21 protein-coding genes are annotated in these 23,340 nt (G+C 41.2%); 8 read left to right on the top strand and 13 right to left on the bottom strand.

Annotation, left to right across the window (positions count from 1 at the left end; translation table 11 throughout):
* Positions 1–190 precede the first annotated feature (190 nt).
* The gene (locus AC6CHS_RS05715) at positions 191–2,371 is read left to right on the top strand and encodes a Xaa-Pro dipeptidyl-peptidase (protein WP_498234761.1); all 2,181 of its coding nucleotides are present in this window, start codon (positions 191–193) and stop codon (positions 2,369–2,371) included.
* Between the two features lie 188 nt (positions 2,372–2,559).
* On the opposite strand, the gene AC6CHS_RS05710 is transcribed toward AC6CHS_RS05715, so the two are convergent.
* The 4 genes from AC6CHS_RS05710 to AC6CHS_RS05695 all read right to left on the bottom strand — a co-directional run bounded on the left by AC6CHS_RS05710 (position 2,560) and on the right by AC6CHS_RS05695 (position 8,090).
* The gene (locus AC6CHS_RS05710) at positions 2,560–4,782 is read right to left on the bottom strand and encodes a M6 family metalloprotease domain-containing protein (protein ID WP_498234759.1); all 2,223 of its coding nucleotides are present in this window, start codon (positions 4,780–4,782) and stop codon (positions 2,560–2,562) included.
* A gap of 79 nt (positions 4,783–4,861) precedes the next feature.
* Positions 4,862–6,457 carry a M4 family metallopeptidase gene (locus tag AC6CHS_RS05705; RefSeq protein ID WP_498234757.1) on the bottom strand — a complete coding sequence of 532 codons (1,596 nt, stop codon included), beginning with the start codon at positions 6,455–6,457 and terminating at the stop codon, positions 4,862–4,864.
* 30 nt (positions 6,458–6,487) lie between these two features.
* On the bottom strand, positions 6,488–7,078 hold the full coding sequence (locus AC6CHS_RS05700; RefSeq protein WP_161463977.1) for a CalY family protein: 591 nt from the start codon (positions 7,076–7,078) through the stop codon (positions 6,488–6,490).
* Positions 7,079–7,751: 673 nt separating this feature from the next.
* Positions 7,752–8,090: a DUF3889 domain-containing protein gene (locus AC6CHS_RS05695; RefSeq protein WP_498234755.1), complete on the bottom strand. Its 339-nt coding sequence runs from the start codon at positions 8,088–8,090 to the stop codon at positions 7,752–7,754.
* A 131-nt stretch (positions 8,091–8,221) separates the two neighbouring features.
* Here AC6CHS_RS05695 and AC6CHS_RS05690 point away from each other — a divergent pair, with 131 nt between their 5' ends.
* Together AC6CHS_RS05690 and AC6CHS_RS05685 are read left to right on the top strand one after the other, a co-directional pair.
* A complete protein-coding gene (locus tag AC6CHS_RS05690) occupies positions 8,222–8,800 on the top strand; it encodes a histidine phosphatase family protein (protein ID WP_498234753.1) in 579 nt (192 codons plus the stop codon).
* Positions 8,801–8,857: 57 nt separating this feature from the next.
* Positions 8,858–9,352, top strand: coding sequence for a GNAT family N-acetyltransferase (locus AC6CHS_RS05685; RefSeq protein WP_498234752.1), 495 nt, complete (start codon positions 8,858–8,860; stop codon positions 9,350–9,352).
* Between the two features lie 16 nt (positions 9,353–9,368).
* Here AC6CHS_RS05685 and AC6CHS_RS05680 read toward each other — a convergent pair whose 3' ends face one another.
* Positions 9,369–9,725, bottom strand: coding sequence for a MerR family transcriptional regulator (locus AC6CHS_RS05680; RefSeq protein WP_498234750.1), 357 nt, complete (start codon positions 9,723–9,725; stop codon positions 9,369–9,371).
* 88 nt (positions 9,726–9,813) lie between these two features.
* On the opposite strand from AC6CHS_RS05680, the gene AC6CHS_RS05675 reads away from it, so the two are divergent.
* Genes AC6CHS_RS05675 through AC6CHS_RS05665 form a run of 3 tightly spaced genes read left to right on the top strand, consistent with a single transcriptional unit; the run spans position 9,814 to position 11,821 of the window.
* A complete protein-coding gene (locus AC6CHS_RS05675) occupies positions 9,814–10,140 on the top strand; it encodes a hypothetical protein (protein WP_498234749.1) in 327 nt (108 codons plus the stop codon).
* 54 nt (positions 10,141–10,194) lie between these two features.
* The gene (locus tag AC6CHS_RS05670; protein WP_498234747.1) at positions 10,195–10,956 is read left to right on the top strand and encodes a class I SAM-dependent methyltransferase; all 762 of its coding nucleotides are present in this window, start codon (positions 10,195–10,197) and stop codon (positions 10,954–10,956) included.
* Between the two features lie 25 nt (positions 10,957–10,981).
* On the top strand, positions 10,982–11,821 hold the full coding sequence (locus AC6CHS_RS05665; RefSeq protein ID WP_498234746.1) for an alpha/beta fold hydrolase: 840 nt from the start codon (positions 10,982–10,984) through the stop codon (positions 11,819–11,821).
* A gap of 22 nt (positions 11,822–11,843) precedes the next feature.
* Here AC6CHS_RS05665 and AC6CHS_RS05660 read toward each other — a convergent pair whose 3' ends face one another.
* Positions 11,844–12,605 (bottom strand): SDR family oxidoreductase, encoded by a 762-nt coding sequence (locus AC6CHS_RS05660; RefSeq protein WP_498234744.1) that lies wholly within the window; start codon positions 12,603–12,605, stop codon positions 11,844–11,846.
* A gap of 192 nt (positions 12,606–12,797) precedes the next feature.
* On the opposite strand from AC6CHS_RS05660, the gene AC6CHS_RS05655 reads away from it, so the two are divergent.
* Complete coding sequence (locus tag AC6CHS_RS05655) at positions 12,798–13,397, top strand: TetR/AcrR family transcriptional regulator (RefSeq protein WP_498234742.1); 600 nt, start codon at positions 12,798–12,800, stop codon at positions 13,395–13,397.
* A 118-nt stretch (positions 13,398–13,515) separates the two neighbouring features.
* Here the strand turns inward: AC6CHS_RS05655 and AC6CHS_RS05650 are convergent, their stop codons facing one another.
* Positions 13,516–15,231 carry an ABC transporter ATP-binding protein gene (locus tag AC6CHS_RS05650; RefSeq protein ID WP_498234741.1) on the bottom strand — a complete coding sequence of 572 codons (1,716 nt, stop codon included), beginning with the start codon at positions 15,229–15,231 and terminating at the stop codon, positions 13,516–13,518.
* A 348-nt stretch (positions 15,232–15,579) separates the two neighbouring features.
* Here AC6CHS_RS05650 and AC6CHS_RS05645 point away from each other — a divergent pair, with 348 nt between their 5' ends.
* Positions 15,580–15,966: a DoxX family protein gene (locus AC6CHS_RS05645; protein ID WP_498234740.1), complete on the top strand. Its 387-nt coding sequence runs from the start codon at positions 15,580–15,582 to the stop codon at positions 15,964–15,966.
* Positions 15,967–16,227: 261 nt separating this feature from the next.
* On the opposite strand, the gene AC6CHS_RS05640 is transcribed toward AC6CHS_RS05645, so the two are convergent.
* The 6 genes from AC6CHS_RS05640 to yycF form a co-directional block, all read right to left on the bottom strand.
* The gene (locus AC6CHS_RS05640; RefSeq protein WP_498234738.1) at positions 16,228–17,445 is read right to left on the bottom strand and encodes a S1C family serine protease; all 1,218 of its coding nucleotides are present in this window, start codon (positions 17,443–17,445) and stop codon (positions 16,228–16,230) included.
* An 82-nt stretch (positions 17,446–17,527) separates the two neighbouring features.
* Entirely contained in the window at positions 17,528–18,313 is a 786-nt protein-coding gene (locus tag AC6CHS_RS05635) for an MBL fold metallo-hydrolase (protein ID WP_498234737.1), read from the bottom strand.
* A 2-nt stretch (positions 18,314–18,315) separates the two neighbouring features.
* The gene (locus tag AC6CHS_RS05630; protein ID WP_498234735.1) at positions 18,316–19,260 is read right to left on the bottom strand and encodes a two-component system regulatory protein YycI; all 945 of its coding nucleotides are present in this window, start codon (positions 19,258–19,260) and stop codon (positions 18,316–18,318) included.
* Positions 19,241–20,557, bottom strand: a complete 1,317-nt coding sequence (locus AC6CHS_RS05625) for a YycH family regulatory protein (protein ID WP_498234733.1) — start codon at positions 20,555–20,557, stop codon at positions 19,241–19,243. The genes AC6CHS_RS05630 and AC6CHS_RS05625 overlap by 20 nt, the downstream gene beginning before the upstream one ends.
* Positions 20,554–22,395: a cell wall metabolism sensor histidine kinase WalK gene (gene walK / locus AC6CHS_RS05620; RefSeq protein ID WP_498234732.1), complete on the bottom strand. Its 1,842-nt coding sequence runs from the start codon at positions 22,393–22,395 to the stop codon at positions 20,554–20,556. Before walK ends, AC6CHS_RS05625 begins: the two co-directional genes overlap by 4 nt.
* 6 nt (positions 22,396–22,401) lie before the next feature.
* Positions 22,402–23,106 carry a response regulator YycF gene (yycF, locus tag AC6CHS_RS05615; protein ID WP_498234730.1) on the bottom strand — a complete coding sequence of 235 codons (705 nt, stop codon included), beginning with the start codon at positions 23,104–23,106 and terminating at the stop codon, positions 22,402–22,404.
* Between the last annotated feature and the right edge of the window lie 234 nt (positions 23,107–23,340).

The following is a 23,340-nucleotide window of genomic DNA, read 5'->3' as shown; positions in this document are numbered from 1 at the left end:
GTCTTATCGCTCCTTCCTACATTAATTATTCAACAAATACACTTGAAAACCTTCTCTAAAGACGTTCCTTTTTATCAGAACCAATTATCTATTTTAAAGTCTAAATTATCTGAAAAATAGTGCTTCTCCCTCTTCTAGCTTACCTCCTTACATGCTATTTTTATACTAGATTAATAGAGGAGGGAATATATTGTTTAGCAAAACGAATAAAAAAGTAGTACATGCTGTCCTGTCACTTGCTGTTTTGTCTGCACTAGCCACTCCTGAAATCGTACATGGCGCGGCTGATACCACGCAGAAAAAGGAAGGATACGAGCTGGAAAATGGGGTGACGGAACCCATTTATTCTTATCAAGATGCGATTACGGAAACGATCTATGTAGAATCCACCATGGATAGTGATCGAGATGGGGAACTTGATAGAATCGCTGTAGACATTATTCGTCCGTTGGAAACAGAAGATGACTTAAGCGTCCCTATCATTATGGATGCGAGTCCATATTATGAAGGACTTGGGCGTGGAAATGAATCGGAAATCAAGGACCCAGATCACGATGGAGTAAATGAAATGTTTCCACTATTCTACGACAACTACTTTGTGCCGAGAGGTTATGCGGTTGTACAAGTAGATATGGTAGGAACCAATAACTCTGATGGCTGTCCGCCAACTGGAGGGGAAGAAGAGACAGAAAGTGTGAATGTCGTGATAAACTGGCTAAATGGTAAAGGAAATGCGTGGAACGAAGCTGGTGAAGAAATTGAAGCTGATTGGTCAACCGGGCAGGTAGGTATGATTGGGAAGTCCTATGACGGAACCTTAGCAAACGCTGCTGCTGCATCTGGTGTGGAAGGTTTAGAGACAATTGTGCCAATCGGTGCTATCAGCAGCTGGTATGACTATTACCGCTATGGAGGGACACCTTTTTATACAAATGGCCCGGGTAATCTATCACGCCTTGTAACAAGCAGCGAGCGTGTAGAAGATTGTGCTGTTGTCCGAGAAGAGATGCGCTTGGCAGCCGATGACGAAACCGGTGATTATAATACATTTTGGGACGAGCGTAACTTTGTGAAAAATGCCGATAAGGTGGAGGCAAGTGTGTTTGCCATTCATGGCATAAATGATTATAACGTTAAAGCGAATCATTTTTCTAATTGGTGGGAAGCTCTAGCAGAAAACGATGTACCGAGAAAGCTTTGGCTAACACAGACTGGCCATGTCGATCCGTTTGATTTTCGCAGAGCGGAATGGGTAGACACCCTCCATCAATGGTTTGATTATTGGTTACTTGATATTGATAATGGCATCATGGATGATCCAGTAGTGGACATCGAGCGGGCAGCTGACGAGTGGGAAACTCAATCCGCTTGGCCTAACGAAAAGGCTTCTGCTGTCAATGTGCGATTTGCACCAGCTTCGGAAACCCTCCCAGGCACATGGCTAACAAGCCCATTATTAGATGCTAGCACCCAGTCCTTTACAGATGATCCTTATCAAACTGAACAGCAAATGGTGGAGAATGCCTTTAATTCAAATGAAAACAGGCTCCTATTTCTCTCTCCGGAATTAGGGGATGAGGTGCACTTAAGTGGGGTTCCAGAGCTAAAACTCGACGCTATTGTAGATAAAGAAAATACGCATTTAACCGCATTAGTCGTCGATTATGGTGTTGATGAGAGGGTGGACCATCGTGACCGTGGAGAGGGGATTCGTACACTAGATTCTGAATCCTGCTGGGGAGAGAGCTCTGAATCCGATGATGCCTGCTACAAAGAAACAGAAAAGACGACCGTGGAAGCCCCATACGAGATCGTAACACACGGCTGGATGGATGCCCAAAATTTGGAGTCGTTATCAACGTCTAATCCGCTAATTCCCGGCGATTCATATTCATTCGAATGGGAGGCATTGCCAGAGGATTATATTTTCAAAGAAGGGCATCGAATTGGTATTGTGATTGCAGCGAGTGATGACAGATGGTTAATCCCTGACAACAACCGTGCAACATTTGACGTGTCCCTTGGCGAAAGTACTATTTCCTTTCCTGTTGTTGGTGGAAAAAAGGCGTTAGATAACGCGCTAGGTTACGAAGGGGGGACATCCCCTGAAAATGCTGGAGACATGAAAGAGATTGTGGACTATTACTTGGATAATGGGGCATTCTCTAATCCAGGCGTATCCCGGGCAGTCCATGCTCACATCCGATCAGTCGAACAGTTTGAGAGAAAAGAGCACGGCGATAAAGTAATCAAGCATCTGGAAAATCTTAAAAGACTACTCGATAATCAAAAGAACAACAACTTCCTTACAGACGAGGCGTACCTTGTTCTAACTGCTGATGCCAATACAATCATAGACAAATGGAAATAAAGTACGATAGATAGTCTTTTAAATAAGTTGAGAAAAATAAATCATGCTTATTTGCCATCTGATATAGGTGGTTATTTTTTTGAGGAAGAGAGAAAGAGAGAAAGGTGGGTTCTATCTCTACACGACTATCGGAGGTGTAAAAAAAGATCTGGGGCAGGCTACCTCTACCCCAGATCAACCACTATTTTTTACTGCCACTCCTCGATCACGTAATCACTATAATCCAGTAGTGAGCCTGCAGATATCTCGGTGATATTCCCCTGATCACGTTGATGGGTGACAAGCTGTATAAAGCCTTCCATATGTTTGATGACTTTTTCAGGTTCCTCCTTTTTCTCGAATCGCTCTACAACAGTTAAATGGGTTTGTAATGCTCGCAAAGTCTCCTCATTGGAGATATCCTCTAATACTTCATAGCGGTTAAGAAGTTCTTTTAATCCTGTAGCGGTGAGATTACTCAATAGAAGCGTCACATCCTGTTCGACCTGACTCGTGTCCGTTTCCGATGTTGCTGTAAAGCTCAGTGCTACAGCCTCCTTCTTATTTTCCGGTACTTCAACATATACTGGCACCTTTACCGTTTCTCCTGATTCTACTTCAATTACTTCTTGTTCCAGCATTGTTTCCCAGCCGCCATCTATATCTGCTCGCAAACGGAAAAGGTCCGTTGCTTCGCCTGTATTGGTAACCTGGAAATAATGTTTGGCTACTTTTCCCGGGATCGCTTGTTCTTGCTCGCCACTTTCCGTTCTGACTCCGCGAGCAAAGTCGCCCCCACCATCCAGATGTCTTACCGCGACCCTGTACGATAATGGGTCTTCAGTCTCCCGATTATGATTTAAAATATAGAAGTGTAGTCTGTTATATTCATCTACATATTCACTGATGACATCATTTCCTGTTCCTGCTTTAAACAAGGCATCCGATAGCTGACGATAATCACCCTTCGAATACATTGCATCCGTCCCATCAGGTCTGGTAAAATCCTTTTGATTAATGTCTTCCTCATGGGAATCAATCACCCAAATATTTGGTGCAGATTCACTATCCTTCGTCTTCGCCAGCAGTACACCAGTATCCGGTGTAAATGAATCCATCCCAACACGGTCGACTACTTCCACAGTGTAATTGTCATACCATTTCTCCCCGCGTTGCATATCAGCCCGCCAATCATCTTCCAGGGAATTGGCCGGAGTAAGGTCCTCCATCATAATATTAATGCCATGTACTACGGACTCGTCCCTTGTACTTTCTTCTGGTACAGCACGTGCGAGAATATCAGCGAATACCGGCCCGGTCTCTGCCAGGGCATCTCGATCGACATTTAGATAATCCTCTTCAGATAGAAATCCTTGTTTGATCTTATTTCGAAGCATATGATGAGATGGTGTTGAACCGCCTAGTGTTGGCATGACCATCCAACGTGTATGCGGCCCTCCTGGCCCGTTGAAACTCCCCCTGCTCATTAATTCCCATGGACCAGAATACGTACGAGAAACCGGATTGGCATACGGATTATTATAATTATCCAGCAGATTCATAATATGACCGAATTCATGGGCGAACGTACCCATACCGTCATTTTCCCCTTGAACAGATATGCCATTCCGAATGTCGGCACTAGACCAAATACTTTTTCCTGCGACCCACGAAGTCCAGTCCACATACCTTGTCAGTGCCCAATTTGGCATATCGTAATCTAAAGGTGGGCCGAATTCGTCTGTCACTGCCTCTTCATTTAAAAACATCATTTCACCAAATTCTTGCCATATGCCTGATTCATCGTACCCTGCGTGCAAAATAAAAGTGAAATCAAATTCCTCCCCAGATGCTTCCATATCTGCCTCTGCTTTGCTCATCGCCTCTGGACGTAGACTTTTTGCTTCATAACCCGGTGGCATATTTTCCTGCTGTCCGAATTCGTTCAACCCATACTGGAACTCATTTCCATCCATTCGGTAAGGGCCAAAAGCCTCCAGCTCTACTGCCCACTTTCCATAAGAATTTTCCCTCCAGTATTCATTGATCGTTCGATAGTTATTCAGTGGCTGCGGTTTATTGAGAAAGTCCACCCAATATTCCCCAACATCCTCTCTAGGAATATTTCCATTTCCAACCGGATTCCCAGCTTCCATAGAGCCCTCCTCTTGACTTATAATAAAATCGCGGTCTTGAAAGTCAACAACGATGAGGGCTCCCTTCAGCACTCTTTCCGGCTCCACCTCCGAATTCCGCCAATCTACCCCAGGAACCGGTTCATAGTCTTCCCACGTCATATCTTCTGGCAGCGTCCAATTCTGAGAATCTATCGGACTAGGAAAGGCTGGTAACCCTTCCGATGCAGCTTGTGCCGTGGTTGATAAAAGCATCATGATAAGAACGGCCAGTACGAGCGACTTTGCCACCTTCATGCATAACCCCTCCTTATTTAATGGACCAACCAACAACAATTCCAGCTATATTCTCTATATAGCTGGAATTGCCATTTTATTAGTAAACGCCTACTGCACTATACGCCTGCTCAACTGCTGCCACTGCATCCGAGTCGCTACCATAAAGGTCCCCAGCTGCCTGTATTGCCGCTTCTCGCATCATGCTAAAGTCAGAGCTACGTGTTAAATAAAGGGATAAAGCCCGGTAGTAGATTTGCTCGGTTTTATCTCTACCAATACCATTTACCGCTACATCAAAGTGGTCTCCACCCTCAGAAATAAGGTAGGCTGCCTTGTTATTGATACTCGAATTAATATGAACCCCACCATTATCAAGTGTACCCGTATATCTTTTGCTCCAGTGATCTGGATACGGTGCTTCCGTTCTCCGTTCAATTAGGTCAGTGGGATCCTCCATCGATCTTAGGGCAAGCGTGCCGTCTGCCATAATATTTTCTCCAATAAGCCAGTCATCTCGGTCCACCATTGCTCCAAAAATATCAGCAAAGGACTCATTTAGTGCACCTGATTCACCTCGATAAATTAAATTGGCCGTATGCTGAATAACGCCGTGGCTCATCTCGTGTGCTGCTACATCAAGCCCTGCGGCAAGTGGGTGGAACCTAAGGCCATCCCCGTCGCCATATGACATTTGTCTACCATTCCAGGAGGCGTTATTCCAATTATTCCCCACATGGACAGCTGAAATGAGAATTTGCCCGTTATCATCAACGGAATCTCTCCCAAATGTGTCCTGGTAGTAATCATACGTAATTTGTGCATTGGCATGCGCGTCTACTGCGGACCCATCTTTAAACATTTTATTTATGCTGAACACATCCAAGTTTGTTCCTGTTGTATTGTCATATGTGACCACACCATCTCCTCTTGTCACATCAAACAGACGAAACTTTCCTTCAAAGGCTTGTGCCTCAAACATTTTCCTATCTCCAAAAACCCCTGTGCCAAAGGCTGTTACATCATGTGCAGTATTATAGTAGTCAACAACTTTTCCATTCGTTGCATCGATAAAATAATGCCAAAATCCTACTGCAGGCTCGGTGGTCGATGCTGTTACGAGATACGTATAATAATAGGCATCCTCATATTCATAAATATAAGGTTCTACCTCAAGTGGCCCGTCATAGTCTTTCACTTTGCCAATCTTTTTCTCAATTTCCTTTTTTGCAAGCTTAATCGCATCAGATTTTGATAGGTTTGCTTGCATGTTTATCTTTTTCTTATCAAGCTCCGGAATCACCTCTCCAAAGTATGCGGTTACATTATTATTTTCATCTAACTTTACAGTTTGATCTGCTCCATAAATAGGAATCCCTTTGTACGTTTGCTGGACTTTAAAATGGGAGTTATCTGTTTGGTCATCCTTTAATTCCTCTACAATTTCAAAGTCTACATCTTTATTACCTTGAAGTTGGAAGTCTCCTTTATTCTGGGAAAAGTAAGCTCGGACAATTTCCTGCTTGGTCATTCCCCCTGGTGCATCCCACTTTTCCACAATATAAGATGGTGTATTGTAGGTGTCGTTTAATTTTATGTTGGCCTCCTCTGCAGAAACAGTTGTTCCATGTGTAACAATCCCTATTGATAGCGACAGTACTATGGTAGAAAAGCCAATTTTTTGGCGTAATTTCATTCCCCTCATTCCTTCCTTTGGATTTATTTGTTATTTTTCCTCTCCATCTCCCTGTGTCGCGTTAAAGGTCCATTCCAATGAGAGTGCGTCACCCTGGTACATGTTCTGGTCAGCGTCATTATCAACAAATTCAAATTCAACCCAGAAATCATGCGATTCCTCTGAATCCAACCCACCTTTTTGCTCCCACAATGGGTCCCATATATCCCGCTTCACGACATCTGGATCCATTTGCTGTAAATCATACAAGGTTGTTTCAAACACAGGCTCACTCTCCTGATCCCAATTCCAAAGGAAATTAACTTTGATATGCTTGCCATAATCCTCTGCATTGTTGTTCTCTATGTCATTTACAGAGTAGGCGGTTTCTAAAAAGACATTTTCAATCTTTAAGCTTCCATCATTTGCTAAGTTGAATTCTCGCATCATCGTATCACCAGGCTTAAGATTCTCCAATTCTATTAACGCCGTTTCATTCATGGATAAATCCAAGGTGCCTGCAGCAAAAGAATTACTCGACACCTCCTGATCACTAAAATAGGCATAGGTGCCTCCACTAATCAGTGCCACCCCTAATACACTTGATGCTAGTGCCAAACTCAACTGCTTTTTCAGCTTCATACCCGTTCCTCCCCTTCATTTTTTGTCTACCGTATCCCTGCATGACCGCTTACAGTGATCCTTCACCTCCATTATCTCTTGGAATCACCTTGATGCCTGCCTGCTATTCTTGTAACTCTATTATAGGTACGCCCATCTACTAGATGTGTCGAAGCCTGTTGGCGATTTTATGCTTTTACAAAAATGAACAGGAAGTACTAGTGACCATTCTAAAGCTTATAGGTATTCAGCATGGATATATTTTACAATAAGCATAGGCAAAACACTTTTACTCATACATAGGATTCATTTAGATGAAATTGCTAGTTTAATAGAATTGAAAAATAAATAGAAATGCCCAATAACAAATTTCGCAAAGCAGCTGATTCAATGAAAAGGGGGAGATAAGCATACAATGCAAGCGAAATTCCCTAGAAATGGGGCCTTGAAGAAGGAGGGGTGTGGCTTTTGGCTTATGTATAAGTGGAGCTATCCCGCTCTCCTTCTAGCAGTGCGGCAATTATTGTCGATTAAGAAAAAGGAAGAGGGCGAATGTGGCTCTTCCTTTGTGTGTCGCTCGGGGCTGGAGTTGCTCACGCGTTTTTGTGAAGAGCTCAAGCGACTTTGCGCTGAACTCACGCGACTTTGCGAAGGCCTCACGCGACTTAGACCACACCCCACGCGACACCTGTTGCTATCGATCTGTTTCTTTAAATGTAATGGAGATAACCTCTTCCGTTTCTGGATGGAATTCTATATTCACATAGACACCGAATTCTTTTTGATCTTGCTTTAGCCATAATTTAAAGATCTCTACCTCAGAGTTGGCATTTTCTTTGCTGCCTTCATGTAGATAATCGATAATGTCTGCTTGAGGGTATTTGGCTTTCGTTTCTTTCATGGCAAGCTTTCCCCACTTAGCATAGGAAGGGACTTGCTCTTGTTCTTGTTGAAGTTCCATATCCGCTGTAGGTATAGCTTGTCCGATAAAAGTGGATAAACCCAGGCTGATTGCTATAAGTAAATTTTGCATGTCGCACACTCCTTTTAAATCTAGGTTGTGACATTGGGACAGATTTATTCAGCTGACCGCCACCCAGATAGAGCGAAATCTGTTATTATTTTATTAACATATATAATGCAAACAAACAGGGGGTTATGGTAATGACGACAATTTGCCTTATACGACACGGTGAAACAGATTGGAATTTAAAAGGAAAACTACAAGGGAGTACTGATATCCCACTAAACGAAACAGGGATTCGCCAGGCTGAAAAAAGCGCAGACTTTCTTAATGCAGAGGATTATGATGTTATGATTGCAAGCCCCATGAAACGGGCCAAACGCACAGCTGAAATTATTAATGCTTCTCTACAGCTTCCATATGAAGAAATGAGCAGTTTTGCAGAATGCTCTTTTGGTGACGCGGAGGGACTGACAATGGAGGAAAGAACGACTCAATATCCTGATAAAGCCTATCCAAATCGTGAAGAACCAGAAGACTTCATCAAACGCGTGATGGGCGGAGTGGATGATGTTCTGAAGAAATATCCCCATAAGCGCGTTCTTATTGTTGCCCACGGTGCGGTAATAAATGCTATTTTAGCAACTGTCTCTGGTGGAGAAATCGGTGCCGGGAAAACAAGGCTAATGAACGCTTGTATTAATAATATCCATTATAAACAGGAAAAGTGGGAAGTCCTGAGCTACAATCAGGTCGAGCATTTAAGTGAGGACCTTTAAGGTAATGCAGCAGATATTGTGCTATTATTTTTAAATCAAATTTTAAAGGGGGATGACATGCTAACATTCGAGGCGATTGATGTAATGAAGCACCAAGCAAAAGTCATTACATTCCGTAAAGACTCCTTTAGAGTTAGCTTTGGTGATACTTCAGACTTTGGTGACGAAGAGGATTACTTGCGTTGGTTAGAAGAAAAGAAGCATGCATTCCCCGCTGGGTTTATGTTGGTTCGTGAAAATGATGCTTATATTGGTCAACTTGAATTATCCATTAAAGAATACGATGGGGACTCCCTTGGGTATATCCATTTATTTTACCTTATGCCTGAAAAACGCGGTCAAGGAAAGGGCTTGGAATTGTACCAATATGCAAAACAGTTTTTTCTTCAATACAAAGTGGCTAGCTATGAACTAAGAGTTTCTCCCTCGAATACTGCTGCCGTAAACTTTTACCGCAAAATTGGTATGGAGCCTATAAAAACAGAATTTGACGGAAAAGTAATTCGGATGAGAGGCATGCTTTCCCATGAAAGAGATAACGACCTCGTGTAAAGGCGTAAACTTAAGTCTATTTATCAAAAGATAACCCGTTATATAATGCGGTTATCTTTTCTCTTTTAATGCGGAGTTTCATCTGTTCCTCCAATAGAATTTTCTCTTTATCCTGCAACGATTTTAAAACTTCAGTAACTAATTCAGGGGATCCGCATCCCATGTTCTCTTTCACTTGAAAGATAGCTTGTATTTCTTTTAAGGATAAACCCAATTCCTGCATTTCTTTGATTGCCATAAAATCTTCTAGCTCTTTTTTCCCGTACTCTCTCCGGCTATTGGAAATGCTTGGTTTTAATAAATGGAGATCTTCATAGTGTCTTACCGTATCCTTGGTCGTGCTTGCCTCTTTTATAAATTGACCAATTCTCATGCTTTGCCTCCTTTTTGTTTAAATCCCTCTTTACATGGGGTCGACCCCACCTTGTATGCTTTATCAAACAGTTCAAGGGGGAATCAACATGATCCATGGAATCATTATGACGCTTTTTGGTCTTATTAGCTTAATTGGAGTAGTAGGCTACCTGCATAAAAATCAGTTTCTCACAAGAGGTAAAAAGCTTTCTCTATCTTTCTTCACCTTTAGCCATGTTTGCTTCCTTATTACGGGGATTATGACATGGCTTACGTCCGTTTCACCTATACTTTTTATTTCAACTGTTGTACTTGTTTTCATCTCACGGATTATAAATGGTTTGATTCTCTATGGGAAAAACAATCCCAGGCATTATATCGTAACTGGTGCCATCCTAATGTTGGCATTTCTATTATACTTGTACAGCTTATAATGATAAACTTTAACTATCTCATTAAACAGAAAATTTAAAACTAGGAGAACACTAATGACAATAGAAAATTTAGAGGAATATCAGGATCCCATTCAATATGATAAGGAACACGTTGCCTATGATGAGGATATTTCCTATTTAACAAAATGGGCAGACAAGGCTACAGGTCCAATTGTGGATTTAGCTTGTGGTACAGGAAGGGCGACCATCCCTTTGGCTAAATTCGGCCATAACATCTTAGGAGTGGATTTACATCGCGGTATGCTAAGGCGAGCAAGAGAGAAGGCAGTGGCTGAAAAGCTTGATATAGACTTTATCGAACAAGATTGCACAAAACTGGAGCTTGGTTTAAAAAGTGACTTTATTTTCATGGTTGGAAATTCCTTTCAACATTTCCTTACCAATGAAGCGCAGAACAAGATGTTGAATTCCATTCAGCGACATCTTGTTAAGGGAGGTCGCTTTCTTTTTAACACTCGTTTTCCAAGTGAAGAGGAACTAGTCTCCACGAAAGGTGAAGAGCCAGGGTTTTCTTATAAAGATGGAAAGCTTTCTGTCCACGTCTCCTACATCAGCGAATACGATGCACTCAATCAGGTCCAACATAATATCACCATCAGAAGATTTTTTGATGCGAATGGGAAACAAGATGAGAAACGCTCTGTAATTGATCTACGCTTCGTCTTTCCGTTAGAGATGGAGCGACTACTTGAAAAGCACGGCTTTACCATTGAAGAGGTATACCAAGACTGGAATGAAACGCCACTTACATCTAATGCTTCTAACATGATTTATCTCTGTAAAAAAATAAATTAGTGAGTTAAAAAAGTGGGGGATAGTAATGTGGAAAAAAGAACTAATTCATACAAAGCGCGGCACCTTTGAATACTTTGTTAAGGGAAAGGGGGAACCGATCTGTATTACCCATCTGTACAGCCAATTTAATGAAAAAGGCTATTATTTTGCTGATCCATTCACTGAACACTTTCAAGTATTTTTGGTAAATCTAAAAAATGCAGGTAATTCTAGCACAGTAAGCAGTGGTGAAGAATTAAGCATGTTGGAAAGCGTAAAAGATTTAGAAGCCATCCGCGAAGAGCTGGGATTTCAGAGATGGGCCTTTGGAGGTCACTCTACAGGAGGAATGCTGGCTTTAAAGTATGCGATTCATTTTCCTAATTCCTTAACCAAGGTAATAGCAGGAGGTGCTACAGCATCCTATGAGTATATGAACCACGAAGGAAGTATTTACTGTAGGAAAAATCCCCATAACAAAAGATTAAAAGAGATCTTTTCTGTATTAAACACTTCTAATAATAGACAAGAGAGAAGGGCGGTAGCCAGAGAATGGTTAGAAATGTCCTTATACCGACCGCAGAATTATGATAGTTACTTTTCGAAACCAAGCAGTGGGAGTGTGGTACAAAAAAGACTTGATTATTACTCTTATGAAGAATTACCAGATTATGATATTAGAGAAGAATTGAAAAACGTAAAGATCCCTGCCATAGTCTATTGCGGAAAGCATGACGCACAATGTCCCTTTGTCTTTTCAGAAGAAATCCACAAACAATTACAGCATTCTTCTTTTTATTGCTTTCATGAAAGCAATCATAATCCATTTCTTGAGGAGGCAGAAGCCTTTGAAGAAATGGTCCAAGCATTTAAAAAACTCCGCTAAAGCTCTTAGCGGAGTTTCCAAATTAAAACGCTGCTGTCCAACCAGCGTCTGCAGTTATCACGGTACCATTTACAAAGCTTGCTTCATCAGATGCTAGGAATAATGCAACGTTTGCTATTTCTTCTGATTTTCCAGCACGTGGCATAACAGCTTGGGATTTTCCTGCTCTCGATGCACCAAATTCATTTAAGTTTTTCATGCTTGCTGCTATATTTGTTGCTACACCGCCTGGGGCAATAGCATTACAGCGAATTCCTTTTTCCGCGTACATATAGCCAGTGTTTTTTGTAAAACCGATCACAGCATGTTTGGAAGCTGTGTATGTCGCACCCGCATGTGCACCATTTAATCCACCAGTTGATGCTGTATTAATAATTACCCCTTTCCCTTTTTCAAGGAAAATAGGCAATGCTTTACGTGTTGCGCGCATAACAGCGGTAGTATTAATAGCAAATACACGCTCCCATTTTTCATCCTCAATATCGCCTGCTGGCTCCATGCTATCCATGATTCCAGCATTATTAACGAGAATATCCAATGAGCCAAATTCCTTAACTGTTAAATCAATTAAATGGTCAATATCTTCTCTATCTGCCACGTTTGTCTTGATAGCTTTAGCTGATCCGCCTTTTGCCTTGATCTCTTCGGCTACAGTCTCTGCGCCCTCTAGGTTAATATCAGATACAACCACTTTTGCTCCTTCTTCTGCATAACGGGTGGCAATAGCCTGTCCCATCCCAGAAGCTGCACCAGTTACAATTGCTACTTTTCCTTCTAGTCTCATTTCTATCTCTCCCTTAATTTAAAATTTAAATCTAGGAAATGCCTTAAAATGTACATTTGAATACGCTAAGTATAATGTACTATACTTAAGGTAGCAATAAGCAAAAGACCACTGAAATGTTGATAAATCAACAATTATAAAGGATTTGTTCAATCGAAAGAGGGTAATGAACAGAAGGGTGGTAAAGTGTACATGACCCAACATGATCGGCGCATCGATAAAACTCAAAAAGCTTTAAAATCAGCATTAATTAAGTTGATGGGAGAAAAAGATCTTCCGCATATTACCGTAACAGAAATTGTGAAGGAAGCAGACGTTAATCGTGGTACATTTTATAAGCATTATGAGGTTAAAGAAGATTTACTGGAAGCAACTATACAAGATGTGATAGAGAGTCTTATACAAGCATACCGCCATCCTTATTTAAATAAGGAGAGATTTACAATGAAAGATCTTTCTGCTTCTAAAATAAAGCTTTTTGAACATGTGGCTGCAAATGCTGATTTTTACCGTGTTATTATGTTGCATCCAAGTGTCTTACCTGGTTTTCAGAATAGACTATGTGAAGTGTTAAAAAAGCTTTCTATACAAGATTTAAAGTTTATCCCTAACACGGGCACCATTGATGTGGAGTTACAAGCAAGTTACCAATCGCATGCATTATTTGGTATGATCTTTGAATGGGTAAAAGGTGGGTTTAAGTATACACCAGAGCATATGGCACAACAGTTATTGGAAATTTTGTCTAACCAACCCTTCTCCTCTGGTTACCAAACAATGCCAAACAAGTGAGGCAGAGGTAAATGTTTCATGTGAAACGTTGCGCGTATGCTAGTTCACTTATCGCCATTTTTTACAAACTACGTACCAAAAAAGGCGTCTAAGCTCTCTAGCTTAAACGCCTTTCTTTTTATCTCATCTGCACTTTATGTAAATGGGCGAAAATACCATCTCGTTTTAATAATTCTTCATGACTTCCTTCTTCTTCAATTCCTTCTTTTGTTACCACCATAATGCGGTCAGCATTTTTGATCGTTGCCAGTCTATGCGCAATGACCAACGTGGTGCGATCCTTCGCAAGCTCTGTTAATGCCTTTTGAATAATGGTTTCCGTTTCAGTATCCAATGCAGAGGTTGCTTCATCAAGAATTAGGATTGGCGGATTTTTCAGGAACATTCTGGCGATGGCAATCCGTTGCTTTTGACCACCTGATAATTTCAATCCACGCTCGCCTACCTGGGTTTCATAACCATTAGGCAATTCCTTAATAAATTCCTCCATATGTGCCTGACGTGCAGCTTTTTCTATTTCTTCATTTGTAGCATCAAGCTTTCCGTAAGCGATGTTTTCTCTTAACGTACCTGTGAAGAGGAAGACATCCTGCTGCACAATACCGATCTGTGCACGTAGCGACTCCTTCGTCATGTCACGAAGGTCTAACCCATCAATGGTAATACCACCCTGGTCCACATCATAGAAACGCGGAATAAGCGAGCAAATTGTGGTCTTACCAGCACCAGAGGGCCCGACAAAAGCAATGGTTTCCCCTGCGTTAATGGAAAAACTCAATTCATTTAAAACAGGACGCTGTGTTTTTTCATAAGCGAAAGTAACGTTATTAAAGGCGATATTTCCTTTTAGGTCTTCTACTTTTTTCGCATCTGGCTTGTTATCCACATCCGGCTCAACATCCATCAGGTCCATAAACCGTTTAAAGCCGGCCATTCCTTTTGGATATAGTTCCAGTAATGCCGTGATTTTTTGGATTGGATTAAACAGCACATTTACAAACAATACAAAGCTGACAAGCTCACCGTATTTTAGTTCATCCTGATAGGTAAGCCAAGCACCGACCACAAGAACAAGCAATGTAATCAGACGCATCATCATATAAATATTGGAATGCACAAATGCCATTACTTTATAGGCACCAATTTTGGCGATACGGAAGTTGTTATTATCCTTAGAGAAACGCTCCATTTCAAACTTTTCGTTTGTAAAAGATTGTACGACACGCACACCTGATACGGCATCTTCTACGCGTGCATTTACTCCAGCGATTTCCTCGTACATTCGCTTCCATGCCTTATTCATTTTAATATTGCTGAACGTAATCAAGAAAATAAGAATTGGTACAGCAATTAGAATGATGAGCGCTAGCTTCACATTGATCGTGAACATGATGAGAAACGCACCAATAAAGGTCATGATGGAAATAAAGAAATCCTCTGGTCCATGATGGGCAAGTTCACCGATATCAAAGAGGTCATTGGTTATTCTACTCATAATATGCCCTGTTTTCGTATTATCAAAAAAACGGAATGATTGCCTTTGCACGTGGTGGAACAGGTCACGACGCATATCTGTTTCAATATTAATACCGAGCTTATGTCCCAAATAAACCACTACAAATTGCATGAGGGTACTAATGATGTATACCAATAAAAGCAGAATACTTACAGTCACAATTAAATTCCAGTCTCCACCTGGTAAAAGATCATCTATAAATCGTTGTACCGCCACTGGAAAGGCAAGTTCCAGGATGGCAACAAAAAAGGCGGAGGTGAAATCAATTATAAATAACCGTCGATGCGGTTTATAGTAAGAGAAAAATCGCTTTAGCATGGCTTCACTTCCTTTTTTACAGTCTAAAAGAAATTATAAGGTTAATTTCAAGGCTTGGCAAGGGAAGGAGACAAGGCATGACCGTTTTTAAAGGGATTCTCCCAACTTTTCTTATTTATCCCGGTGCAACCGTCCGTAAGACTCCCACTTCAAAACATGAAATGAAACAGTGATGTTTAAGTGGGAGTAAACGGACGCTAACACCCCGATTCGTTCAACTAACAATCAGTGGGGGAAGAGCGAAAACCCCCACTGATTGAAGTTTCACTTTATTAATTGCTTGGCAAGGTTGTCCAGTTACTTGCATATAGTTACATATGGGATGTAGAAATATTGGGGGTGAATTAAATGAATTTGAAATTATCTATGCCGACGTATACGTGGATCTGCTATGCAATTGGCTTTGTCTTTATTATTTCAGGAATGATGAAGCTTGTGGATAGTGATTTTAGAGGGATGTTTGCCAGCATGGGATTACCTTTTCCTGAGGCAACACTATTTCTAGTAGCAGTCGTGGAGCTTGGTTGTGGCATTCTTATTGCGGGGAGGCTCTATATTCATCTTGCTGTCCCACCATTACTGCTCATCATGCTTGGTGCACTTTATTTCTCAAAGCTTCCTACCCTTTTTAATGAAGGGGTGCTCTCCTTTGCCTTTGCGGCGAGACTCGATATTGTCATGCTTATTCTTTTACTCCTGGTATGGCAACATGTTAGAGGGAAAATAGTGCTCTAAGAATAGTTATAAACAAGCTTATGAACCTTTTCTGTTGAAAAGAAGTGGATAACTTGTCTTATTCGTGTGGAAAACCCGAGTTTATCCACAAAGTTATGCACATATGCACAAATGTTCGTAGTTATTTTGTTGCCGAACATTCTTTCTATACTATATATTGATTTTGGCAAAATAGTTATCCACTAACTGTGTATAACCCACTTATTTTTGTGGATAAATTGGAAAAGCTATCCTCTGTTTGGTGTAGGATAGCTTTTCTCGTTACTGTTGGGTTCCTAATACTAAGGTAGTTTCCTTTTTTTCGCCTTCACGGTAATAGGTGACGATGATTTCATCTCCTATTTCTTTTTCCTGATAAAGGATTTTACGAAGGTCGATCATATTCATCACAGGATTGCCGTCCAATTCTGTAATGACATCTAACCGTTTTAAGCCTGCTTGGTCTGCGGGAGATAACGGCTCTACACTCCAAACATATACCCCACCCTCGACTTCATTAGGCAGATTGAGGGTACCTTTCCATTCAGTCTGTGGAACCTCATCCAACGAATAAATTTCTACGCCTAAAAATGGTCTGGTGACTTCACCCGTTGTTTCCAGCTCATCCACAATTGGTAGGGCTGAATCAATTGGAATGGCAAAGCCTATTCCTTCTACGGCAGTCTGGTTAATTTTCATGGAGTTAATCCCAATCAATTGCCCATTAATATTGATTAACGCTCCACCACTATTACCAGGATTGATGGCAGCATCTGTTTGAATTACTTCTGCTTGCCAGTCTGCACGTCCGTCCTGATTGAAATCTTGAGGAATCGTACGCTCTGTCCCGCTAATAACACCTTGGGTTACAGAGCTTGAAAACATGAGTCCGAGCGGGTTTCCGATAGCAATGGCAGGCTCGCCTACTTTTACATTTGCAGAAGAACCTAGTTCAATTGTCTGCTCAACCTGTTCTCCATCCATTCTTAAAACAGCTAAATCAGAGAACACATCACTGCCTATAATCTCAGCTTCTAAATGTGTCTCATCATATAGCACCACTTCCACGCTATCTGCACCTTCGATGACGTGATGGTTTGTCACGACATAGGCGGTACCGTCTTCGTTTTTGTAAATAACACCTGATCCTTCTCCAGCTTCATTTGACTCTTGTTGTTGCCAGAAGTCACCTTGCTGTTGAATATTAATTACGCCCACTACTGCAGGGGTTACTTGTTCTACTAAATCTGTAACCTGGGTAGAGACATCTACGTTTACTGCGTTACTTGACCCTTGGGAGCCCTCATTCATACTGGAGCTTTCTAGTTGGCTCTGTTCTGATGTATTACCTGGGAGCACATTATTCTCTTGCAATGCCGGCAATGCGACAACTACTAATAAAATACCAATTATGACACCAAGTAATGCCGGAACAAGCCAACCTCTATTTTTCCGGCGGCGATGAGGGTTTGGTGGGTAGTTCTGATCGTAATAGCCCATAACTTTATCCCCTTCTATCCGAAATAAGTCTAAACACTCTAGTATAGTATTCCTTAATCGCTAATATAATAAACAAAAAATGTTATACAACTTCGTATAAAGGTGTCGGTGCTTTAGGGTCTGTATCATGCAGATCAAGCGTAATGCCTCTTTCCTGTAAAACGCTATCTACTGACATACGAGCAAGGTCTTTCATATTATTATCAAGACTTAGATGGGCCAGATATATCCGCTTCGTTCGGTTACTTATAATATCAGTAAGGGCCAATCCACAATCCTCATTGGATACGTGACCTGAGTCCCCGAGTATTCTCCTTTTTACATTCCAAGGGTAGCGCCCCATTCGTAGCATCCCTACATCATGATTTGCTTCAAAAATATAGGCATCTGCATCCTCTACTGTCTTTTTAATCCGTTCAGATACATAGCCGAGGTCTGTGACTAGTGCCACCTTTTTCCCCTCATGATGGAAGGTATAAAACATTGGTTCCGCCGCATCGTGTGAGACGCCAAAGGATTCTACATCCAAATCCTGAAACGTCTTCACTTGCTCCATATTAAAGTGAAATTTCTGATCCAATCCAATCTTGCCAATGCTGCGCTCCATCGCATTCCACGTTTTTTCATTAGCAAAAATAGGTAGCTTGTACTTTCTGGCCATGATGCCAAGCCCTTTAATATGGTCACTATGCTCATGTGTGACAAGAATGCCTGTAAGTGTGGAAGGATCGATGTCAATCTCACTAAAAAGATGATCCATCTGTTTTCCGCTCAATCCTGCATCCACAAGTAATCTTTCCTTGTCTGATTCTATATAAAACGCATTTCCTGTGCTTCCGGATGCAAGCACACTAAAACGTAATGTCATGGTTATTCACTCCGATTTGTTTCTGTTTCCGTTTCTGTTTGTGTCAAGTTTCTAAGTTTGTTAATCATATCCTCTTTCCAGTCAATATCCTGCGGGATAAGCTGAATATCACCTAAATTCTCCCTTACCATATCCCGCGTAAAGCTTTCATCAGAGTTGGAAAATACTTGTCCCTCAATGGCGTTTACAAAGTAATCCCGCTCATCGTTCACAGATACTTTATAGGTCGGCGCAAAAACCTGCTTTCCATTCTCAAGAGACGAAATCCATGTATGGTAGCCATAATCAACATCTACCGTATCTTTAGAAACTAATTCGTTATTATTATACAACGTGCCAATTGCTTGAATTGGCTGGATGAGCGTTCGCTTACCACTGTCCTTTTTACTTTCTGCCTCTCCAAGCATGGATTGGGTATAATACTCCATCTCATTGTCTTCATTTAAATAGACAAGTAAAAGGGCGCTCTGGTTGTAATAGATGGGCTGGTTTTCTTTTTCCTGGAAGAAAAGGAGAACATTCAAGTCTTTATCCCATTTCCAAAACTGATAACTATCGAATTGGTATATAAAATTACTAATTGTATTACTAATTTCCTCACCGCCTGCGTCCTCGGCTATGGGTACTGGCTCATCCATATGGCCAACGATAAGATCTTCCGTGTTTAATACTGCTTCCTGGTTTTCCAAGCTTTCAATTTCTCCTACTTGCTTATCGGTATATTCCATTGGTAAAACAGAGATAGAAGAATCTTTCTCTACACCTACATCAATATCTCCGAGAGTGATCTCCTCTCTCTCCAATTCTTCTTGAAGTGTGAGGTCTTCTCCTCCTGGATACTGCTCTTGAGCTGCTCTATCCTGCTTATCGATAAATTGTACAAGTAAATAAATATCCAACACGAGAAAACAGAGGATAAATAGGGTTTTAATTTGACTCCATTGCATCCTTGTTCTCCTCCCTTACCGGCTTCCAGGAACCTTTATAGTTCATGTACCATTTAGCTTCTAGACTTAGGAAGTTAGCATTATCGTTATCATTATAAGTAAGTTGATAACCAAGACGAATAGCTTCAATATTTTCTAAAGAAATTTCTTTGTCGTTCCGTAAATAGGTCAAAATTTCTTCTCCTGTGTCAAGGTTTGCAGGCTCTGGATCTGGAGCAATTTCAGAAGTTACTCGAAACAGTGGGCGCTGATAACCGACAAGGTTTCCATTTTTGAATTCCTGTTCAATCATTGTAAGCTCCGTAGTTACCGACGGCTTATCAAAGACAGGATAATCTGCATAGAACATTTGATAACGAACGATCCCAGCACGTCTATCTATCGAAAGCAGCTTGTAATCATCTGTCCAACCACCATGGTCGGAAATGCTATCCATACTACTTTGAAGCAGTTCATGCCTTTGAGCAGGTATCCCTTCCGCCGAGTTTGGATTAATAAAACTGATGGCCCGTCCATTATCTACAACTTTTAATTCTCGTACAGCATCACTGAAATAGGGTTGTCCTAATGGAGTCAGGGAACGACTCACCATTGTTGGATCCCGGAATAAAGAGTTAACTAGCATTTGTTCATTAAGAGGTACAACGGAAAGCGAATAGTTGGTCATATCTTCCGCTTGACTAGGCAAATAAACGTTACCTGCTCCTTCTGATAAATGGATATATTGTATTAAATCCTCTTTATCAATAAGCTTAGATTGAAATAATTCAAAACTGCTTGCATCATTAATAACCGCACTTGCTTGGCGTTGTTGATCTACCGAAACAAAGGTCACCTCTAATAATGAACTATTCTCTTCGTAATCGATCAGAACACGATTAAATGACCAGTTCGGCAAGTTTTCCGCAGGTTGATCTAAATTAAATAGAATGTTTGCAAGCGTCATAGGCAATGCATCTGAGAATTCCATTTCCATTTCAGGATCCAACCCACTTATATTTTGTTTCTCCCGAAAATTACTCATCTGCCACCTTTGGACCTCTTCATAGAATTCTCGCTCCAGCTGAGGGGAGGGAAATCCGTAGTGATCCCCTTGTGAATGAAAAACGAGGGACTGCGGCTCAACAATGGTTTTAATTGTTTCCTCTGTTCCCCCAAGGTCACCGGTAACGGTATCTTCATCGCCCAAAGAAGCATCGCCCTCTGAGGGCTGGTAGGTCCATAGGCCAAAGGTCAGCAATAAGCTCACACCAATTAGTATAATTAATAAAAACGATTTGGTCGTCTCCATTCTCATCGCTCACCCCTCCACTTCTTGTTCATAAGTGGTAGTGTAAAGAAAATAGTCGTTCCTTTCCCTTCTACACTTTTCGCCCAAATTTTCCCGTGGTGTACTTCAACAAGCTCCTTGGCTATAGCTAATCCTAAGCCTGTTCCGCCAAGTTTTCTTGTGCGCGCCTTATCCGCTCTGTAAAAACGTTCGAAGATTTTTTCTAGCTTATCATACGCGATTCCCATCCCCTGATCTTGAATGCTAACCAGGATGTGATGACGGTTGTTTTCAACCTTAAGCTGAATGGTTCCACCTTCAGGCGAATACTTAATGGCATTAGAAATGATATTATCAAGTACCTGTGTCATTTTATCCTTATCAAGCCAAACAAGATACTTACCTCGAGGCAAGTCACGATGTAACGTAATATGTTCTGGCGTATTCATCTCAAAGCGGTCTATAATGTGATGGAAATAGCTGACAAATTCCGTCCGTTCCTTTTGAAGTGGATACTCTTTTGCATCCATTTTAGATAACTGCAGTAGATCATTAACCATACGGATCATACGGTCTGTTTCATTTTGTGCTACATCAAGGAACTTAGGGGCAATCTCCTTATCTTTCCAGGCACCATCGGTTAATGCTTCTATATAGCTCCGCATTGTCGTTAATGGGGTTCTAAGCTCATGTGATACATTGGAAACAAAATCCCTGCGTTCTTGTTCTACCTTCTCCTGTTCGGTGACATCGCTTATAACGGTGATAAAACCAGTTATCTCCTCTTCGTCATCCGCAACAGTGGAGAAATTCGCCTTGACCAGAAACTCTTCTTCCTCACTACTAAAATCAATGATCATCGAGCCACTTTCCTGTAACTCTGTTATATCTACAATTTTATCTTCAAGCTGTAATACATCAATGAGTAGCTCCCCGATAATATCGTCTGGGTCATGACCGATTAACCTGCCGGCTGCATCATTCATTAACGTAACAGCTCCAGCATTGTCTGTTGCGATAACACCATCGGACATGTTCGAGAGCACCGAACTAAGCTTTCTTCGTTCCTCTTCAATCGTTGCGTAGGAATGTTTTAACCTGCTGTTCAAATCATTAAATGTATCGGCAAGATGCCCAATTTCATCTCTTCCATAAACATTTACCTTTTGGGTAAAATCTCCCCGTGCCATTAACTGTGCCTGACGACGCATTTCTTTAATCGGTTTGGTAATGGTCCGAGCTACTAAAATACCAATAAAAGCAGATACCGCAATAGCAAGAAGGGAGCCCTTAAGGAAAATATCGTTAATGTTATCGAGCTGGTCATAAACCCTTTGTATATTTGCTACAACATAGAGCCAGCCGACCGTCACGTTTTCCTCCCCCTCTTTATAAAGAGGTTTCACAATCACGTACAACTGGTCTTTCGTCTCTCTATCCTGCATTTCCTTTATTTCCGTGGTTCCACCTTGCGTGAGTACACTCTGAACAAGTTCATTTGATATTTTCTTTCCTACATCGCTTTGACTCTGATAATCGTTCGTTGCCATTATTCTGCTTTGGTTGGTAATAACCTGAAGCTTCATATTATCCTCTGAGGCTACTTCAGAAATAATACCGCGCACTTCTTCCTCCGGTGTTACCTCATCCTCGGCTCCCGACGGCACCCTGTTTAATGCCTGTTCAAGATTATGAGAGATCAGATTAACACGGTCATTAACAGAGTCTTTATACGTTTTAACCAGCTGATTCTCCAACTCCGTTGTAAAAAAAGAGCCAATCACCTGGATCGCTATTAAAAGCAACAGAATATAGATAATAATGAACTTTATCTGTATCGAACGAAAGAAACCAACTTTATTCATTCCACATTACTCCTGCTCAGGACTGCGTAAATAATATCCAACACCTCTTCGGGTTACAATCCAGATCGGATTGCTTGGATTCTCCTCAATTTTTTCACGAAGTCGACGCACCGTAACATCTACTGTTCGCACGTCACCAAAATAATCATATCCCCATACTGTCTCCAGTAAATGCTCTCTTGTCATAACCTGCCCGATATGGCGGGCCAGATAATGAAGCAGCTCAAATTCGCGATGGGTAAGCTCAATTTGTTCCCCATCTCTTGATACAACATAGGCATCTGGATGTATCACAAGGCTACCGATCACAATATCCTTCGTTGCTTTCACTGTATCGTCAGGTACCGCTTGTTGTCTACGCAGATTTGCCTTTACTCGGGCAATTACTTCCCTGTTACTAAATGGCTTCGTAACATAATCATCTGCTCCTAGTTCCAATCCAAGGACTTTATCGATCTCGGAGTCTTTTGCTGTTAGCATAATGATTGGCATCATCTGTGTTTTGCGGATTTCTCGGCACACTTCATTACCATCTTTATTTGGTAGCATAATATCCAATAATATTAAATCAGGCTTTTCCGCTTCTGCTACTTGTATGGCTTCATCGCCATCATGTGCAAGTACGACATCATAGCCTTCTTTTTCAAGGTTGAACTTTAATATATCTGCAATTGGCTGTTCATCATCAACTACTAAAATCTTTTGACTCATCTTTGCCACATCCTTTTTTTCGCATACTTACTTGAGGTTTTAAACCATCGCCGTATTAATGCAATGGCGGCTGGTGGCGGCATCACGAAATTACACTTTCCGCTCGCCATCTTTATTAAAACACTTACTTCTATTCTACCGTACTTTTGGGCAAATGTCTTTACCCGCCTATTGGTGAACTGGTTGATTTCCTTCTTCTAAACACAAAGTACTTATTATAAAAATAAAATGCAA

This window comes from Oceanobacillus sp. GQ8, from assembly GCF_059758495.1.
Note: the sequence above shows the minus strand (reverse complement) of the source record. Positions and strands in the feature narration are given on the sequence as shown.

Bases quoted from the DNA above. Each gene is read 5' to 3' on its own strand.
- AC6CHS_RS05645 (WP_498234740.1), top strand. From the start codon at position 15,580: ATGAATTTGAAATTATCTATGCCGACGTATACGTGGATCTGCTATGCA.
- AC6CHS_RS05625 (WP_498234733.1), bottom strand. From the start codon at position 20,557: ATGAGAATGGAGACGACCAAATCGTTTTTATTAATTATACTAATTGGT.
- AC6CHS_RS05700 (WP_161463977.1), bottom strand. From the start codon at position 7,078: ATGAAGCTGAAAAAGCAGTTGAGTTTGGCACTAGCATCAAGTGTATTA.
- AC6CHS_RS05630 (WP_498234735.1), bottom strand. From the start codon at position 19,260: ATGCAATGGAGTCAAATTAAAACCCTATTTATCCTCTGTTTTCTCGTG.
- AC6CHS_RS05670 (WP_498234747.1), top strand. From the start codon at position 10,195: ATGACAATAGAAAATTTAGAGGAATATCAGGATCCCATTCAATATGAT.
- walK (WP_498234732.1), bottom strand. From the start codon at position 22,395: ATGAATAAAGTTGGTTTCTTTCGTTCGATACAGATAAAGTTCATTATT.
- AC6CHS_RS05675 (WP_498234749.1), top strand. From the start codon at position 9,814: ATGATCCATGGAATCATTATGACGCTTTTTGGTCTTATTAGCTTAATT.
- AC6CHS_RS05710 (WP_498234759.1), bottom strand. From the start codon at position 4,782: ATGAAGGTGGCAAAGTCGCTCGTACTGGCCGTTCTTATCATGATGCTT.
- AC6CHS_RS05680 (WP_498234750.1), bottom strand. From the start codon at position 9,725: ATGAGAATTGGTCAATTTATAAAAGAGGCAAGCACGACCAAGGATACG.
- AC6CHS_RS05650 (WP_498234741.1), bottom strand. From the start codon at position 15,231: ATGCTAAAGCGATTTTTCTCTTACTATAAACCGCATCGACGGTTATTT.
- AC6CHS_RS05690 (WP_498234753.1), top strand. From the start codon at position 8,222: ATGACGACAATTTGCCTTATACGACACGGTGAAACAGATTGGAATTTA.
- AC6CHS_RS05660 (WP_498234744.1), bottom strand. From the start codon at position 12,605: ATGAGACTAGAAGGAAAAGTAGCAATTGTAACTGGTGCAGCTTCTGGG.
- AC6CHS_RS05685 (WP_498234752.1), top strand. From the start codon at position 8,858: ATGCTAACATTCGAGGCGATTGATGTAATGAAGCACCAAGCAAAAGTC.
- AC6CHS_RS05665 (WP_498234746.1), top strand. From the start codon at position 10,982: ATGTGGAAAAAAGAACTAATTCATACAAAGCGCGGCACCTTTGAATAC.
- yycF (WP_498234730.1), bottom strand. From the start codon at position 23,106: ATGAGTCAAAAGATTTTAGTAGTTGATGATGAACAGCCAATTGCAGAT.
- AC6CHS_RS05640 (WP_498234738.1), bottom strand. From the start codon at position 17,445: ATGGGCTATTACGATCAGAACTACCCACCAAACCCTCATCGCCGCCGG.
- AC6CHS_RS05635 (WP_498234737.1), bottom strand. From the start codon at position 18,313: ATGACATTACGTTTTAGTGTGCTTGCATCCGGAAGCACAGGAAATGCG.
- AC6CHS_RS05705 (WP_498234757.1), bottom strand. From the start codon at position 6,457: ATGAAATTACGCCAAAAAATTGGCTTTTCTACCATAGTACTGTCGCTA.
- AC6CHS_RS05695 (WP_498234755.1), bottom strand. From the start codon at position 8,090: ATGCAAAATTTACTTATAGCAATCAGCCTGGGTTTATCCACTTTTATC.
- AC6CHS_RS05655 (WP_498234742.1), top strand. From the start codon at position 12,798: ATGACCCAACATGATCGGCGCATCGATAAAACTCAAAAAGCTTTAAAA.